The 16,269-nt window shown below is 72.4% G+C and carries 14 protein-coding genes; 2 read left to right on the forward strand and 12 right to left on the reverse strand.

Features of this window, described 5'->3' with window-relative positions:
* Positions 1-39: 39 nt before the first annotated feature.
* The 4 genes from ABUL08_RS24265 to ABUL08_RS24280 all read right to left on the reverse strand — a co-directional run bounded on the left by ABUL08_RS24265 (position 40) and on the right by ABUL08_RS24280 (position 4,790).
* Positions 40-801, reverse strand: coding sequence for a LytR/AlgR family response regulator transcription factor (locus ABUL08_RS24265; protein WP_350932281.1), 762 nt, complete (start codon positions 799-801; stop codon positions 40-42).
* 31 nt (positions 802-832) lie between these two features.
* Complete coding sequence (locus ABUL08_RS24270) at positions 833-2,056, reverse strand: sensor histidine kinase (RefSeq protein WP_350932282.1); 1,224 nt, start codon at positions 2,054-2,056, stop codon at positions 833-835.
* Between the two features lie 33 nt (positions 2,057-2,089).
* A complete protein-coding gene (locus ABUL08_RS24275) occupies positions 2,090-3,601 on the reverse strand; it encodes a sugar transferase (RefSeq protein WP_350932283.1) in 1,512 nt (503 codons plus the stop codon).
* 328 nt (positions 3,602-3,929) lie between these two features.
* Complete coding sequence (locus ABUL08_RS24280; protein WP_350932284.1) at positions 3,930-4,790, reverse strand: Fpg/Nei family DNA glycosylase; 861 nt, start codon at positions 4,788-4,790, stop codon at positions 3,930-3,932.
* 80 nt (positions 4,791-4,870) lie between these two features.
* Between ABUL08_RS24280 and ABUL08_RS24285 the strand changes: the two genes are divergently transcribed.
* Complete coding sequence (locus tag ABUL08_RS24285) at positions 4,871-6,145, forward strand: glycosyltransferase family 4 protein (RefSeq protein WP_350932285.1); 1,275 nt, start codon at positions 4,871-4,873, stop codon at positions 6,143-6,145.
* Between the two features lie 358 nt (positions 6,146-6,503).
* On the opposite strand, the gene ABUL08_RS24290 is transcribed toward ABUL08_RS24285, so the two are convergent.
* From ABUL08_RS24290 to ABUL08_RS24310, 5 genes are all read right to left on the reverse strand, one after another.
* A complete protein-coding gene (locus ABUL08_RS24290) occupies positions 6,504-7,226 on the reverse strand; it encodes a CDP-alcohol phosphatidyltransferase family protein (RefSeq protein ID WP_350932286.1) in 723 nt (240 codons plus the stop codon).
* A complete protein-coding gene (locus ABUL08_RS24295) occupies positions 7,204-8,268 on the reverse strand; it encodes an iron-containing alcohol dehydrogenase family protein (protein ID WP_350932287.1) in 1,065 nt (354 codons plus the stop codon). Before ABUL08_RS24295 ends, ABUL08_RS24290 begins: the two co-directional genes overlap by 23 nt.
* On the reverse strand, positions 8,256-8,987 hold the full coding sequence (locus ABUL08_RS24300; RefSeq protein ID WP_350932288.1) for a phosphocholine cytidylyltransferase family protein: 732 nt from the start codon (positions 8,985-8,987) through the stop codon (positions 8,256-8,258). Before ABUL08_RS24300 ends, ABUL08_RS24295 begins: the two co-directional genes overlap by 13 nt.
* An 81-nt stretch (positions 8,988-9,068) precedes the next feature.
* Complete coding sequence (locus ABUL08_RS24305; RefSeq protein ID WP_350932289.1) at positions 9,069-9,830, reverse strand: hypothetical protein; 762 nt, start codon at positions 9,828-9,830, stop codon at positions 9,069-9,071.
* Positions 9,827-10,276, reverse strand: a complete 450-nt coding sequence (locus tag ABUL08_RS24310) for an NUDIX hydrolase (protein WP_350932290.1) — start codon at positions 10,274-10,276, stop codon at positions 9,827-9,829. The genes ABUL08_RS24305 and ABUL08_RS24310 overlap by 4 nt, the downstream gene beginning before the upstream one ends.
* A gap of 113 nt (positions 10,277-10,389) precedes the next feature.
* Here ABUL08_RS24310 and ABUL08_RS24315 point away from each other — a divergent pair, with 113 nt between their 5' ends.
* Complete coding sequence (locus tag ABUL08_RS24315) at positions 10,390-10,782, forward strand: CBS domain-containing protein (protein ID WP_350932291.1); 393 nt, start codon at positions 10,390-10,392, stop codon at positions 10,780-10,782.
* Positions 10,783-10,881: 99 nt separating this feature from the next.
* Here the strand turns inward: ABUL08_RS24315 and ABUL08_RS24320 are convergent, their stop codons facing one another.
* The 3 genes from ABUL08_RS24320 to ABUL08_RS24330 form a co-directional block, all read right to left on the reverse strand.
* Positions 10,882-13,920 carry a malectin domain-containing carbohydrate-binding protein gene (locus ABUL08_RS24320; protein WP_350932292.1) on the reverse strand — a complete coding sequence of 1,013 codons (3,039 nt, stop codon included), beginning with the start codon at positions 13,918-13,920 and terminating at the stop codon, positions 10,882-10,884.
* A 217-nt stretch (positions 13,921-14,137) separates the two neighbouring features.
* Positions 14,138-15,181 (reverse strand): glycoside hydrolase family 26 protein, encoded by a 1,044-nt coding sequence (locus ABUL08_RS24325; RefSeq protein ID WP_350932294.1) that lies wholly within the window; start codon positions 15,179-15,181, stop codon positions 14,138-14,140.
* A 146-nt stretch (positions 15,182-15,327) separates the two neighbouring features.
* Positions 15,328-16,260 (reverse strand): sulfotransferase family protein, encoded by a 933-nt coding sequence (locus ABUL08_RS24330; RefSeq protein ID WP_350932295.1) that lies wholly within the window; start codon positions 16,258-16,260, stop codon positions 15,328-15,330.
* Positions 16,261-16,269 lie beyond the last annotated feature (9 nt).

The following is a 16,269-nucleotide window of genomic DNA, read 5'->3' on the forward strand; positions in this document are numbered from 1 at the left end:
TACCGTACAGCGTACGACATCGCGCGGATTATTCCCGGCTCAGCGGTTCCAGTCCTGTTTCGCCGCCCGCACCAGCTTGTCCTTCAGCTCCCGGGTGTGCCGACGGCTCACCGGCAGCTCGGTCGAGTCGATCACCACCACGTAACCCGAGTTGACCAGGCGCAGCTCGGCGATCAGCTTCAACTGCACCAGGTACGACCGGTGCACCCGCACGAAGCCGGCATCCGCCCACCGCTCCGCGAGGGTGGCCAGCGAGACCCGGACCAGGTGGGAGCCCTCCGCGGTGTGCAGCCGGGCGTAGTCACCCTGCGCCTCCACCCAGCGCACCGCCGAGCGGGGCAGCATCCGGGTCGTCCCGGCCAGCTCGATCGGGATCGTCGGGTCCTCCTCCGCCCGCGCCAGCGCCGCCGGGTGCGACGGCACCACCCGGGCACCGATCACCCGACGCAGTGACTCGGCCAGCCGCTCGGCGCGTACCGGCTTGCGGACGTAGTCGGTGGCGCCCAGGTCGAACGCGTCCACCGCGCCGTCGTCGTACGCGGTGACGAAGACGATCGCCGGGGGCCGGGCGAACCGGCGCAGCACCCGGGCCAGCTCCATCCCGTCCAGCCCCGGCATCCGGATGTCGAGGAAGACCACGTCCACGTCACCGTCCCGCAGCACCCGCAACGCCTCGGTGGCGTCCCCGGCGGTGTGCAGCCGGGCCACCCGAGGATCCGCCCGCAGGTGGTACGCCAACTCGTCCAGCGCCGGCGGCTCGTCGTCCACCGCCAGCACCCGCAGGAATCCCGAGGCGTTCACCGTGCCGACCCGGTTCGCTCGCCGCGCCCGTTCACGAGCCCGCCCGTACGCCGGGGTGGAACTTCGGCACCCGCATGCTCACCCGCGTACCCGAACCGAGGCCTGTCTCGACGACCAGGCCGAACCGGTCGCCGAAGACCGACCGGAGCCGCTCGTCGACGTTCGAGAGGCCGACGTGCTGGCCCGGGTCCTCCGTCGGGTCGCTGCCGGCGCGGGCCAGCTCGGCGATCCCGGCGGTCAGCGTGGTCGGATCCATCCCCACTCCGTCGTCCTCCACCGTGATGTGGCACTCGGCGCCCGCGTCCCGGGCCTCGATGCTCACCATGCCGGTGCCCGGCTTGCGGGACAACCCGTGCCGGACGGCGTTCTCCACCAGCGGCTGGAGGCAGAGGAACGGCAGGGTCACCGGCAGCACCTCCGGCGCGATCTGCAGGCGCACTTGGAGGCGGTCGCCGAAGCGGGCCCGTTCGATGGTCAGGTAGCGGTCGATCGAGCGCAGCTCCTCGGCGAGGGTGGTGAACTCGCCGTGCGACCGGAACGAGTAGCGGGTGAACTCGGCGAACTCCAGGATCAGCTCCCGGGCCCGGTCCGGGTCGGTGCGGACGAACGAGCCGATCGCGGTCAGCGCGTTGTAGATGAAGTGCGGGCTGATCTGGGCGCGCAGCGCGCGTACCTCGGCCCGGGCCAGGCGCTCCCGGGACGAGTCCAGCTCGGCCAGGGCGAGCTGGTCACCGGCCCAGTGCGCGGTCTCCAGGGTGGCCTGCACCAGCCCGGGGGCGGGCGGTCCGTCGGCGATCGCCACCAGCGCCCCGACCACCCGGCCGTCGGCGCTGAGCGGGGCGACCACCGCGCCGCGTACCGGACAGTCCACCAGGTCGCACTGCAACTCCGACTCGCGCAGCACCGTCGACCGGCCCGCCGTGGCCGCCCGCCGGGCCGCCGCGAGCAGCTGGTCGCCGTGGTGCGCGCCGCGCCCGTCGAGGGCGAGCAGCGCCTCCCGGTCCGTCAGCGCCAGCCCGGCCGCACCCACCAGCGCCCGCAGATGGCGTACGGCCTTCGCCGCGCCCGCGCTGCTCAGGCCCGCCCGCAGCGGCTCGGCGGCCAGGCCGGCGGTGTGCAGCACCTCGTACGTGGCCCGCTGGGTGGCCGTGGCGATGCCCCGTCGGGCGCGCAGCCGGACCACCGCCCAGAGCGCCGCGGCCAGCGCGGTGACCAGTGAGACGACGCCGGCACCGGCGGAGAGGTTGCCACCCACGCAGCGATCCTGACGGGTGGCGACCCGTCCGCGCTAGTACGCGCCCTTGCGGGCCAGCACCACGCCCACCGTGCGCCACAGGATGCTCAGGTCGTACGCCAGCGACCAGTTGTCGACGTAGTAGAGGTCGAGCCGGACCGCCTCGTCCCAGGACAGGTCGGACCGGCCGGAGACCTGCCACAGCCCGGTCATCCCCGGCCGGACCAGCAGCCGGCGACGTACGTCACCGAGGAAGTCGCCGTCGTCGGCGGGCAGCGGACGCGGCCCGACCAGCGACATCTCGCCCCAGAGCACGTTGATCAGCTGCGGCAGCTCGTCCAGCGAGGAGGCGCGCAGGAAGCGGCCCACCGGGAAGACCCGGGGATCCTCCTTCATCTTGAACAGCATGCCGTCGGTCTCGTTCTGGTCGACCAGCCCGGCCAGCCGTTCCTCGGCGTCCACGTACATGGTGCGGAACTTCCAGACCCGGAAGGTCCGCCCCTCGTGGCCGACCCGGGGCTGGCGGAAGAAGACCGGCCCGGGGTCGGAGATCCGGATGGCGATGGCGATGGCGGCGAAGAGCGGCGCCAGCAGCAGCAGGCCCAGCCCGGCGGCGACCCGGTCCATCAGGTTCTTGACCAGCAGCGCCGGCCCGGAGAGGGTCGGCTCCTCGACGTACAGCAGCGGCAGGCCCTCGATGGGGCGGATGTGCACCCGGGGGCCGGCGATGTCGGTGAGCTGCGGGGCGACCACCAGGTCGACGCCGGAGCCCTCCAGCTGCCAGGCCAGCCGGCGCAGCTCGCCGGGCTCGGCGCTGGCCGAGCCGCAGACCGCGATGGTGTCCCCGCCGACCTCCCGGACCAGGGCCAGCACGTCCCGGCCGGCGTAGACCGGCACCGGAGTCTCGATGCCGCGCGCGGCGGCGTACCCGTCGGTGAGGTGGATGGCGACCGGGACGAGGCCCGCGCCGGTGTTACGGGTGACCGCGGTGTAGACCTCCAGCGCCTCCGGCAGGGTGCCCACCAGCACCATCCGGTGGCCGGCCTGACCCACCTTGCGGCGCACCAGGTGCAGCAGGAAACGGGCCATGAACCGCCCGAAGAGGATCAGCAGCAGCGTCCCGAGCAGCGCGAAGCCCACCGTCCACCGGGACAGCTCGGTCTTGGTGGCGAAGGCGATGAAGGAGACGGTCGCGGCGACCGCCACCCCACCCCGGACGACCCGCTTGAACTCGTCCGGGCCGAGGCCCAGATAGCGCCGGTCGTACGCCCGGTTGCCCCATAGGATGATCAACCAGCCGAGCGGCAGCAGCAGGAAGGACACGGTGTGGAACCAGGTCGGGTCCTCCTTGGTGCCGGAGAAGCCCGAGGCGGCCTGGTCGAAGGTCTGTACCGCGATCCAACTGGCCAGGGCGGCGGCGCCGAAGTCGACGACCAGGAGCAGCAGGATGTAGGGACGGTGCCAGCGCGACACCCGTCGACGGGCGCGGGCCCACGCCGACCGAGGTACGCCGTTGTGCGACGGCGGCGTCGGCGGCTGGATCTCGAAGCTGTCGACGTGCCGCACGCTCTTGCTCCGGCCTGTGTTGGTTACCGGGCGCTGGAGGCTTGTCGTCACCTCAACCCATGTCCTCCCGCATGACTCGGGCCGCTCACTCGCAGTGAGGGCCCGGGTCGCCCACCGTCCCAGTCTCCCACGCAGGTTCCGAACCGGGCGTTGTCCCGGGGGACAGCACCGTGCGTCGTCGCCTGCGAGGATCTGGCCGGCTCCGGATCGGTTGTGAAGCCGGGGACCGAGCCACTATACCGATGGATGGCGGCCCCGGTAGAGCCGTGGACTGGGAGCTTCGGCGATCGCGGGACGATTCCTCTCCGTAACCAGACCGTGTTGTTACTCACCGTACGAGTCGGGACAACCGACGGTCAGCGAGGGGCTTCCCGCCGGTCTGGCAGGTGGGGCAGTACTGGAGGCTGGAGTCGGCGAACGAGACCTCCCGCACCGAGTCGCCGCAGACCGGACAGGGCAGCCCGGTCCGGGCGTGCACCTTCAACCCCGACCGCTTCTCCCCCTTCAGCTCCGCGGCCCGCTGGCCGGCCGAGCGGCGCACCGCGTCGCCGAGCACCGCGCGGGTCGCCGCGTGCAGGGTGGCGAGCTGGTCGTCGGTGAGCCGGTCGGTGAGCGCGAACGGCGAGAGCTTCGCCGCGTGCAGGATCTCGTCCGAGTACGCGTTGCCGATCCCGGCGAGCACCGCCTGATCGGTCAGCACCCCCTTGACCTGCCCCCGCCGGCTGCGCAGCCGCTCGGCGAAGGTGGCCAGGTCGGCACCGAGCGCGTCCGGGCCCAGCTTGGCGACCCCGGGCACCTGCGCCGGGTCGGTCACCAGATAGGCGGCGAGCTTCTTCTGGGTGCCGGCCTCGGTCAGGTCGAACCCGGAGCCGTCGTCGAGGCGTACCCGCAGGGCGATCGGGCCCTTGCCGGGGCGCAGCGGCACCGTGGACGGGAACGCCTCCCGGTAGTGCAGCCAGCCCGCCCGGGCCAGGTGGACCACCAGGTGCAGGCCGCCGTCGAAGACCACGTCGAGGAACTTGCCGTGCCGGCCCGCGTCGACCACCGGCCGACCCGCGACCGCGCTCGGCGGCGGATCGTACGTCTTCAGGGCGTTGATCGAGGCGACCTCGACCCGGTCGACCCGCCGCCCCACGGCGCGCTCCCGCAGATAGCCGGCGAGCGCTTCCACCTCCGGTAGCTCAGGCATCACACAACGGTAGCCTTCTTTCCGGTGAGCGCGAGGAATGAGCTTGCGAGTCCCGCAGTCGCGAACGAAAGGCAAGCTCCGTGAGAATCGTGGTGGCGCACAACCGGTACCGGGAAGCCCAGCCGTCCGGCGAGAACACCATCGTCGACGCGGAGATCGAACAGCTCACCGCCGCCGGTGTGGAGGTGCTGCCGTTCCTGCGCAGCTCCGACGAGATCCCGTCGATGTCGAAGGCCGCGAAGGCACTGCTGCCGATCTCGCCGATCTGGGCGCCGAAGGCTCAGCAGGAACTCAGCGACCTGCTCGCCCGGCACCGGCCGGACGTGCTGCACCTGCACAACCCGTACCCCCTGCTCTCGCCCTGGGTGGTGCGGACCGCGCACCGGCACGGCGTGCCGGTGGTGCAGACGGTGCACAACTACCGGCAGGTCTGCTCCTCCGGGCTCTATTTCCGGGACGGGGTGATCTGTCAGGACTGCCGGGGGCGGGCGCTGGGCGTGCCGGCGATCGTGCACCGCTGCTACCGGGGCTCCCGGGCGCAGAGCGCGCTGATGGCCACCACGCTCGCGGTGCACCGGCCGACCTGGAAGTCCGTCGACCGGTTCATCGCGCTCACCTCGGCCGTCGCCGACCACCTGCGGGACTACGGCATCCCGGACGAGCGGATCGTGGTCAAGCCGAACGCGATCCCCGACCCGGGCTCCCCCGCGCCGCTCGGCGAGGGCTTTCTCTTCCTCGGCCGGCTCTCCCCGGAGAAGGGCCTGGACCTGCTGCTGGAGGCGTGGCGTCGGCACCCGGACGGCGCGCTCGGCCCGCTGCGGATCGCCGGTGACGGGGAGCTGCGGCCACTGGTCGAGGCGGCCGCCGCGGAACGGGCCGACGTGACGTTCCTGGGCCCGCTCGACCGCGCCGGGGTACGCGCCGCGCTGGACGCCAGCGCCGTGGTGCTGGCCACCTCCACCTGGCACGACGTGCTGCCGACCGTGATCATCGAGGCGCTGGCGAGCGGCCGGCCGGTGCTCGGCACCGCGCTCGGCGGCATCCCGTACCTGGTCGGCGCGGACGGCCCCCGCGAACCGGTCGGCACCGGTCCGGCCGCCGCCCACTCCGCCGTCGCGGGTTCCGGTGCCGCGCCGACCCCGCTGCCGGCCGGTACCACGCCGGGCGAGGCCGGCTGGGTCGTCGCCCCGGAGCCGGCCGCGCTGGCCGCCGCGCTGCCGGCGGCCCGGGCCGGTGCCGCCGCGTCGGCCTCCGCCGCGCGGGCCCGCTACGAGCGCACCTTCCACCCCGACGTGGTCACCAAGCGCCTCATCGACATCTACGCCGACGTGGCGCGGCAGGCGACCGCTCGCTGACCTCCCGTCCGGCGTGTCGTCGGGCCCCTCTCGCCCGGCGTGTCGTCGGGCCCTCCCATCCGGCGTGTCGTCGGCCCGGAAGGAACCCTGCTCCCCGCCTTTGCTCTGCTGCAGCGGACGCAACAGCAGGACCCGTCGAGTGTTGCGTCCGCTGCAGCAGAGCAAAGGGAGCGGGCAGGGGTGCCGTGCCGCCGACGCGGCTCGCCCGACGCGGCTCGCCCGACGCGGCTCGCCCCACGCGGCTCGCCCGACGCGGCCGAACTCCGGGACGCGGCCGAACTCGGGGACGCGGCCGAACTCGGGGGCGCGGGGGAACGACCGGGTGCCGCCGCCCGGCGGGACGCCGTCGGCGTGCGGATCAGCGCAGCGAGGCGCGGGCGGAGAAGGCGATGCTGGCCAGCAGGAAGCCGCCGTTGACGACGGTGAAGGCGACGATCACCCAGACCGTCAGCGCGGGCGCGAAGATCAGCACCAGGCCGGCCAGGAAGATGACCGCGCCATAGTCGCGGACCAGCTTCACCAGGCGTACGGGCAGGGAGGTCGAGGTGACCATGCTGGCCGCGTTGGGGCCGGCCTGCATCACCGAGGTGACCAGGTTGACCATCCAGGTGCCGGCGAAGACCGCCACCAGCCAGGTCGGCGTCGACGGACGCTGCGCCACGGCGGTCGCCCCGAGGGCGGTGACCAGGGCGATCTGGGCGGCCACGTCACAGAGCACGTCGACCCGCGCACCGGCCGGGCTGCCCTGACCGGTCACCCGGGCGAGCTGCCCGTCGGCGCAGTCCAGGGCGTACGCGACCTGCCAGCCGACCAGCGCGACCAGCCCGACCACCCAGGCCGGGACGGAACCGGCGGCGACCTCGGGGGCGAGCGCGACCACGGTGACCGAGGCGGCCAGGCCGAGCAGCAGGTTGGTGATGGTCAGCGCGGTCGGGCGCAGCCCGAGCCGCTGGGCGACCAGCGCGAAGACCGCGCCCAGCCACTGGCTGACCGACTCGCTGAACAGGCCGCCGCCCCGGTTCACCCGGTGGAAGTCGGTGACGGTGGGGCGGGACGGCTCAGCCAAGGTCGCGGAGTGCACCGGCGTAGTCTGCCAGCCGCTCCCGCGTCTCGGTAGGCGACATCGCCAGGTGCTCCAGGATGGTGTAGCGGTCCGGGCGGGTCGCCGGGGCGAACTGCACCGCCTCGACGAACTGGTCGTCGGTCAGTCCTACGTCGGCAGGGAGCCGGGGCAGCTGGTGCCGGGACAGGCAGGCCGACATCTCGGCGAAGCGGCGGTCGTCGCCCCGCAGGAACGTGCAGAAGAGCGCCCCCAGCCCGGCCAGCTCACCGTGCGAGGCGGTGCCGGGGAAGAGCGCGTCGATCGCGTGCATGATCTCGTGGCAGCCGCCGCTGGACGGGCGGCTCGTGCCGCAGACCGCCATCGCCAGGCCGCTGGAGATCAACGCCTCGGCGAGCACGGTGACGAACGCGTCGTCGGTCATGTCGCCCCGGTGCGCCAGCACCGCCTCCGCGCCCATCCGGGCCAGCGAGGCGGCCAGGCCGTCGACCGGCTCGCCGCGTACCTGCCGGGCCAGCTCCCAGTCGGCCAGCGCGCTGATGTTGCTCACCACGTCGCCGATGCCCGCCCGGTTGTGCCGCTCCGGGCCGGCCTCCACGAAGTCCAGATCCACGATCACCGCGATCGGGATGTGCACCCCGTACGAGCCCTTGATCCCGTCGGTGATCAGGCTCGCCACCGGGGAGGCGATGCCGTCGTTCGCCAGGCTCGTCGCCACGGTCACCATCGGTAGGCCGCGCCGGGTGGCGGCGTACTTCGCCACGTCGATGGTCTTGCCGCCGCCGATCCCCACCACCGCGTCGTACGAGCGGGCGCGCAGCTTCGCGCCCAGGTCGTCGGCGGCGTCCAGCGAGCCGCCGGCCACGGTGAACACGTCCGCCGAACGCAACGACGGCCGGATCAGCTCGGCGATCTGCTCGCCCTGCCCGGGGCCGACCACCACCGCCACGTCGCCGCCGGACGAGATCCGCCCGTCGACCAGGATCGCGGCCAGATCCGCCACCGCACCCCGCCGCACGTCGATGTGCAGCGGGGTGAGGATCGTCCGGGCTAGTAGCGGCACGCGATCTCCCGCGCCCGGGCCAGGTCGGCATGGTTGTCGACCTCGACCCAGGACACGTCACCGATCGGCGCCGCCCGCACCTCGCCGCCCCGCTCCGCGAACTCCTGGTAGCCGTCCTCGTAGTAGAGGTTCGGGTCGCGCCGCCAGGTCGCCTCCAGGGCGTCGGCCAGCGCACCGGCCACCTGCGGCTCGATCAGCGTCGCGCCGATGTACTCCCCGTACGCCTCGCCCGGGTCCATCAGCTTGGTGATCCGGGTGAGCTGACCGGCCGCGTCGAAGGTGGTCTTCATCTCCTCCTCGGCCAGCTCCTTGATGGTGTCGACGGCCAGCAGGATGCCCGGACCACGCTCGGCCAGCAGGGTCTTCTCCACGCTCACCGGGTGCACCGTGTCGCCGTTGACCAGCAGCACGCCCCGGGCGAAGTGCTCCCGGGCCAGCCAGAGCGAGTAGGCGTTGTTCCACTCCTCGGCCTTGTCGTTGTGCACCAGCGTGATGGTCACGCCGTACTTCTCCTCCAGGGCGGCCTGCCGCGCGACCACCGCGTCCGCCGCGTAGCCGACCACGATCACCACCTCGGTCAGCCCGACCTCGGCGAGGTTGCGCAGCGCGATGTCCAGGATGGTGATCTCACCGTCCACCGGCACCAACGCCTTGGGCAGGGTGTCGGTGTACGGGCGCAGTCGGCGCCCCGCACCGGCCGCGAGCACCATCCCGATCATGCCGGCACCTTCCTCAGTACGACTCCTCGTCACCGGTGGAGGATAGCGCCGCAGCACCGCCGGGCCGCCGCCAACCGTGCCTCACCCCGGCAGCGCCGCCAGGTCCGCCAGCATCGTCAGCCGCTCCTCGGCGGTCAGCACCACGTACGGGCCGGCGGCCCGCCGGTCGGTCTCCAACTCGATCGCCAGCAGCTCGGGCCCCGCCGGCAGCTCGGCGACGCTCGCCGCGGTGTGCCCCGCCGCACCCCACGCCGCCGCGTGCGCGTCCGCCCGGTGGTAGCGCAGCGTGCTCAGCCGGTTCAGCAGCAGCACCCCCGGCGGGGTGCCCTCCGGCTCGTGCGGTGGGGCCATCGTGCCGAACGCCCCCGGCCCCGCCGGCTCCGCCAGCACCAGCGCGTACGCGAGCAGCCGGCCGAGCGCCTCCACCAGGCGGACCACCCGGTCGTCGTGGCCCGCCCACAGCTCCTCGGTGACCTCGCCGTGCACCTGGTAGATCTCGGCCAGGAAGGCGATGCCCCGCTCGGTGGCGGCGAAGCCGCCGTCCGGCAGGCGGTGCACCATGCCGTGCGCCACGTGCCGGTCCAGCGTCCGCTGGCAGGCCGCCGGATCCCGGTAGCGGGTCACCGCCGCGAAGCCCGGCCCGTCGACCGTTCCGCCCGGCGCGGCCAGTCGGGTACGGAACTCGACGAGCAGGGCGGTCGCCGCCGGGCCGCCGTACCGTGAACTCAGCTCGGCACCGCCACCGTCGCGACCGGCGAGCATGCCGGCGACGAAGGCCCGGTCGACCGCCGGGGCGATCAGCCCGGCGAACCGGTGCGGCGCCAGCTCGACCTGGTCGTTCACAGACCGATCGAACGGAGCGCGGCGAAGGCGTCCTCGGCGATCCGCCGGAGCTGCCCGTCATCGACGTCCCGGTGCTCGTCCAGCACCCCCACGTCGCCCTCGCCCAACCAACGGAACTCGGTGTGCTTCCCCGCCTCCAGCCGCGGTCGGGCCAGGTCGCCGTCCACCCGGACGAGCAGATCCGTCTCCACCCGTTCCCGCCCGTCGTCGCCGGTCCAGCGGTATTCGCCCACCGTCCCGAGCACGTGGGAGACGCTCCAACCGGTCTCCTCGGCGACCTCCCGGCGCAGGGCGTCCTCGACGTCCTCGCCCGGTTCGAGGTGGCCGCCGACGATGTCCCAGCAGTTGGGGAAGAGGCGCCGCTCGGCGGACCGGCGCTGGAAGAAGAGGCGGCCGTCGTCGTCCACGATCAGCGCGCCGGCGCAGCGGAGAGGGTCGGTGGGCACGTCAAGACAGTAGCGAGCCGGGCCGATTCCGGCGATGCCCGGCCTTGTCCCGGTACGCATCGATGGCCCACCATGTCCGTACCGGTGCCGCGGTCCCAAAGGGGTGATGCGTGATGCAGGTTCGAGAAGCGATGTCCAGCGACGTGCTCGTGGTCGGTCCGGAGCACACGCTCCGCGAGGCGGCCCGGATGATGTCGGCCCGCGGTGTCGGGTCGGCGGTCGTGATCGACCCGGACTCCGAGGGAGTGGGGATCATGACCGAACGCGACGTGCTCAACGCGATCGGCGCCGGCCTGGACTGCGACGTCGAACGTACCGCCGCCCACCTGACCTGGGACGCGGTCTATGCCGGCCCGGACTGGACGGTGGAGGAGGCGGCCGCCGCCATGGCGCGTGGCGGCTTCCGGCACCTGGTGGTCCTGGAGGGCCGGGAGGTGACCGGGGTGATCTCGGTACGCGACCTGATGCGGGTCTGGGCCCGCGACCGCACCCCGACCCGGGCCTGAGCCGGCGCCGGCCGCCACGGCGGACGGCACCGGACCCCGGAACGGGCGATGGCCCGGCCGAATTCGGCCGGGCCATCGCGCTTCGTGCAGGTGTTCAGGTCACGGACCGACGAAGACCGCCGTGCCGCGCCAGTCCACGTCATCCACGCCCGGGCCGCTGCGCACCGTGGCGGCACCCGTCGGGGCCCCGCTCGACCAGCTCATCGTGGAGAGGTTGCCGGTGTTCCGGGAGACGACGTAGAGCGTGTCGCCGTCCAGGAAGACGCCACCGGCGTCGGCGAAGGCCGTGGTGCCCGTGACGGTGTTGCGCACCGCGCCGACGGTGCCGGTGTCCGGGGTGAACCAGCGCCAGAACAGGGTGCTCTGACCGGCCAGCGTGTAGTACATCCGGCCGGCGCTGTAGAACATGCCGGTCACGTTCGGGATCTCGGCGTAGAAGTTCGTGGTGACCCCGGCGTAGGTCTGCCCCTCGGGGGCCGAACCGGTCTGCACCAGGTCCCACTTGGCGTTGTGGTACGGGTCCAGCTTGGACGGGCTGCCGAAGTCGGTGCCGTCGAACGAGCGGCGGTAGAGCGCGCCGTTCATGCCGTAGAACAGGTCGCCACCCACCCAGAAGGCGCCCTTGACGGTGGACCAGGAGGTGCCGTCCGGGTTGGCGACCGTGGACGGCGAGCCGACCGTGGTCGTGCCGTCGTACGAGCGCTTGGTCACCGTGTTGGCCGTGGTGGCCGACGGGACGGCCGGGATCTTGACGATCTCGATGCCCTGGACCAGCGGGTTCTCGAGCACGCGACCGAAGTCGACGTCGACGTTGCCGTCACTGGTGACGGCGAAGGCGCGCATGGTGCCCCGGTTGGTGCCACCGGCCTCGGCGACCGGGTCGAAGTCGTTCAGCTTGAGTACGCCGTCGATGCTGACGTCGAACTTCCGCTTGCCCACCGTCGCGGTGCCGGCGTACCGGTTGGCGAGGTAGAGCCGCACCTGGACCTGCTGACCCGCGGGGACCGGGAAGTCCCACTCCATGTTCGGGTCGGTCACCTGGTCCCAGCGCTCGGCGTTGTAGAGCGCCACCGGGGTGCCCGCGGGCACCGTCGAGTCCAGCGTGGCGTTGGTGGTGTAGGCGGTCACGTCGCTGCCGGTGTTGTGGTAGGCGCTCGGCGCGGCGGTGGTGTCGCCGGCCCAGCTCGGCCCGCTGGACGCGGCCAGCGTGTCGCCACCGGCGTTGACCCGGTAGAGCACGTCGGACGCGGTCGGCGTCGGCGCGGTCTTGACCACCTCGATGCCCTGGACGAGCGGGTTCTCCAGGACGCGACCGAAGTCGACGTCGACCATGCCGTCACTGACCACCGAGAAGGACCGCATCGTGCCCTTGTCGGTGCCGCCCGCCGCGGCCACCGGGTCGAAGTCGTTCAGCTTGAGTACGCCGTCGATGCTGACGTCGAACTTCCGCTTGCCCACCGTCCCGGTGCCGGCGTACCGGTTGGCCAGGTAGAGCCGGACGTCGACCCGGGTGCCCGCCTGGACCGGCAGGTCCCACTGCATGTCCGGGGCGGTGTTCTGGTCCCACCGCTCGCTGTTGAACAGCGAGATCGGCGTGCTGCTCGGGACGGTCGAGTCGAACGTGGCGTTCGTCGTGTACGTCGAGACGGCGCTGCCGGTGTTGTGGAACGGGCTCGGCGCGGTGGCGGTGTCACCGGCCCAGTCCGGGCCGCCGTCGATGGCGTTGACCGTCGGGCCACCGGCGTTGATCCGGTAGAGCACCTCGGTCTGCGCCGCCCGGCCGGCCTGGTAGACGTTGCCCGGCAGGCCCTTGGTGCTGGTGGAGTGCGGGGCGTTGCCACCGGAGAGCGGGAAGAAGGCGATCTTTCCGCGCTTGGCGTCGAAGTTGCCGATCCAGTCCTGGTCGCTGCCGAGCCAGAGCCCCTCGGGGGTGACCAGCATCTCGGTCACGCCGTAGCCGCGGGGGTTGCGGCCCGGGTTCCACGACAGCGGCAGGCCGCTGGCCGGGTCGAGCGCGGCGATGCTGGCCCGGCCGACGGCGCCCGCCGCCGCCTGGTCCTTGCCGTACGGGTTGTTGGCCCAACGGAAGTGACCGCCGACGTAGACGGCCTCCTCGCTGATTCCGGTCGAGAGGAAGGTGTCGCCGCCGCTGTTGTTCACCCAGGTGGGCACCTGGCCGGCACCGGTGGCCGAGGTCTCCCAGCGGGCCGCGGAGTCGCAGAGCGTGCCCGGGTACGGAGCGCCGGTGGTCACCACGACGAAGAACTTGCCGCTCGGCGAGAACGCCACGTCCCGCACGTACGAGTCGAACGCGGCCGACTTGCAGGCGGGCGAGTAGCTGTCGGTGTTCCAGTCGACGATGCTGGTCGAGGTGTCGCCCAGCTTGATCCGGACGATCTGGTCGTGGACGACGCCGTCGGCCTTCTTGAAGTTGCCGATGACGACCAGTTGCGTGCCGTCCGGCGAGACCGCGAGCTTCTCCGGGCCGATGCCGGCGGAGGCACCGGTGCTGCCGGTGGTCCAGTTGTGGTGCTCGGTCAGCGACGTGGTGAGGTAGTCGTCCAGCGCGCCGGTGGTGGCGTCCACCGACGCCAGACCGTTGCGGGTGGCGGTGCCGGCGGTGCTGAAGATGCCGCCGACCAGCAGCCGGTCACCGACCTTGGCGATGTCGTTGACGGTGCCGTTGAACGCCGGCGCCTTGAAGGTGGTGACCAGCGAGCCGTCCGCGACGTTCAGCAGGGCGAGCTTGCGCTTGTTGACCCCGCTGATCGTGGTGAACTCACCGGCGACGTAGAAGGTCCCCGGGGTGGGACCGGCGATCACCGCGGTGACCGCCCGGTCGAGGACCGGCGCGAAGGCGGTGTCGATCTTGCCGGTCGCCTTGTCGAAGGCGAGCAGGTACTTCTGCGTCACGACGGGCTGCGAGGAGCCGCGGTTCTGCGCCTGGGTGAACGAACCGGCGGCGATGATCTTCGTGCCGGCGTCGTAGATCGCCACCACGTTGCCGTCGATGATGTTCGGCGACAGGCTGGACGAGACGTCCGAGACCAGCGTGTCGTGGCCGGGCCCCGCAGCGAGCGCGGGAGTGGGGGTGAACAGCGTGGCGATGCCGAGAATGGCGGCGCCGAGCGCGGACACCGAACGGTGTCTCAGTAACGAGGAAGCCACAGGCAACTCCGGGTGCACGTCGGAGACGCTGCGATCGGGACCGGAAATCGGCGCGGGGTGGGGCGCCCGGGCGGCCGACCGCAGACGTGAAAGCAACACCCTCTCGCATTCGGCCGCCCCGCGTCCACCCCGGAACGCCTTTTTGACCAAGCAATCCGTGCAGGTCACACGAAAAGACGAGGGGTGATCATCGAGCCGGGGTGGCCGACGCCCCGACGGACGGGGAGAGGTCGGGCGGCGGCTGCGTGAAGTACGGGTCGGTCGCCATCTCCCGGAAGACCTTCGCGCTCTCCGGGTCGTTGCCGAACGTGCTGTCGTACAGCGGTTTCTGGGTCTGCTTCGCGGCGAAGTAGAGGGCGGCCTTGATCTGCGGGTGCTTCTTCAGATAGGGCCCGACCTCGCGCAACCAGCCGGCCCGCTGCCCCGGCCGGCCCTCCTGGGTGAGACCGAACTCGCCGATCACCACGGGCCGGGGGTGCTTCTGGGCGAAGGCCATGAAGTGGTCCATCCGGTTGCTGAAGCTGTTCCACTCCGGGCTCGGATAGACGTCGGCGCAGAGCCAGTCCACCTGGTCGTCACCGGGGTAGTACGCCTCGGCGGCCCGCTCGTCCTCGGCGAAGCCGTCCGCGTGCGGGCACCACACCCAGCCGGCGTTGGTGACCCCGACCTCGGTGAAGATGGCCCGGATGTGCTTCCACGCGGCCACGTAGTCCTCCGGCGAGTGGATGCTCGCCGCCAGGTTGGGCCGGTCCATCTCCCAGCGGTACCGCAGCAGCACCGGCACGCCGAACGCCTTCAGCTCCTGGGCCCGCTGACGGATCATCGAGTCGTAGATGCCGCTGGTCGTGGAGCGGGTGTCGGTGCCCTGCCAGGAGATCATCTGGAGCTTGCCCAGGTTCTGGAAGGCCTGCTCCGTCGCGCCCGGGAACGGCTCGTTCCACTGGTGGAACATGTGCGCCAGCGCGAGCTTGCCGCCGGCGGCCCGGTCGAACTCCTCCAGCGCGGTGGCCCGCCCGGTCGCGGTGTGGAACTGCGGCTTCACCCAGGCACCCAGCCAGGCGCCCTCCGCCGGCGGCTCCGGTCCCAGCCCGGTGGTCCGCACCGGAGCCGTACGCGGCTCCACAGTGGGCGCCGTCGCCGTCGGGCCCGGCTGTTGCTGCCGGTCCGGCTGCTCCGAGTCGCACGCCGCCACCGCCGGGCCCACCAGGGCCAGAGTGAGCACAGCCGCCATCGTCCGCCGTAGTCGAGCCACCACCGCAACCTCTCCCCAGGATGGTCGTCGGCCCGGCTGTCAGGAGGCCCCGACCACCCCGCGACGGCGGGGTGCTCCGCCGGGGCGGGCGGACGACCTCATGCACTCTACTAGTGGGCCGGCGTTCACGTGGTGTAGCCGAGTTCCGTCAGCAGTGGTTCGGCCTGCGCCCGCACGTCGGCCAGGTCGTTCTCGTCGAGCCGGGCCCGCCACCGGCCCACCGAGTTCGGCCGGGCCTTGCCGAAGCGGGCGTGCAGCGCCTGCCGCCCCGCCGCGTCCTCGACCTGCAGGAAGTCCGCGACCACCTCGGCCGCCTCCGCGGGGCGGCTGACGATGTCCTCGTAGCGCAGGTGGCGCACCCGGTCGGCGGGCAGCTCGGCCAACTGGGTCAGCGCGCTGCCGGTGAACCGCCGCCACATCCAGGCCGAACGGGCCAGGTCGGAGACCCGGCTGAACTCCTCGTGCCGCTCCGGCTCCACCCAGAACCGGGGTGCGGCGCCCCACGGCGTACCGCCCCGGCCACTCCTGCCGGTGCCGGTGGAGGAGGCGTTCAGCCACGGCTGCTCGGCGTGCGACACCGCCACGTCCCGGCCGTCCCGGTAGACGTGCAGGAAGACCGCGTCCGGGAAGACCTCGGTGAGGAACGGCACGATGAAGCAGTTCTCCGGGTCCTTCTCCGCGAACCGCAGCCCGCCGTGCCCGGAGGCGGCCAGCAGCGCCCCGTAGTAGCCGCGGAAGTAACGGGCCGCCCGCTGCGGCGTCCAACTGCCCTCGTAGACGCAGCGCGCCACGGCCTTCGTCAGCCGCGGCTCGAAATGGTAGGACACCTCCGGCAGCGCGCCGACGCAGCTGCCCAGGAAGGTGGTGCCGGAGCGCGGCGCGCCGAGGATGAAGATGGGCCGCTCGACCTTCAGGCTCAGCTTCCGGTTGGTGGCGGGAACCGGCCGCTCCAACTCGCGGCGTTCCTTCCGGTCCGCCACCAGACCGACGGCGGCGAGCTTCGCGGCCTTCACCGCGGAGAGGCCGGTGTGCGGGGCGAGGGGCGTGCTGCTGGTCATCGGTGTCCC

The organism is Micromonospora sp. CCTCC AA 2012012 (assembly GCF_040499845.1).
In the GTDB taxonomy this organism is placed as follows: domain Bacteria; phylum Actinomycetota; class Actinomycetes; order Mycobacteriales; family Micromonosporaceae; genus Micromonospora; species Micromonospora mangrovi.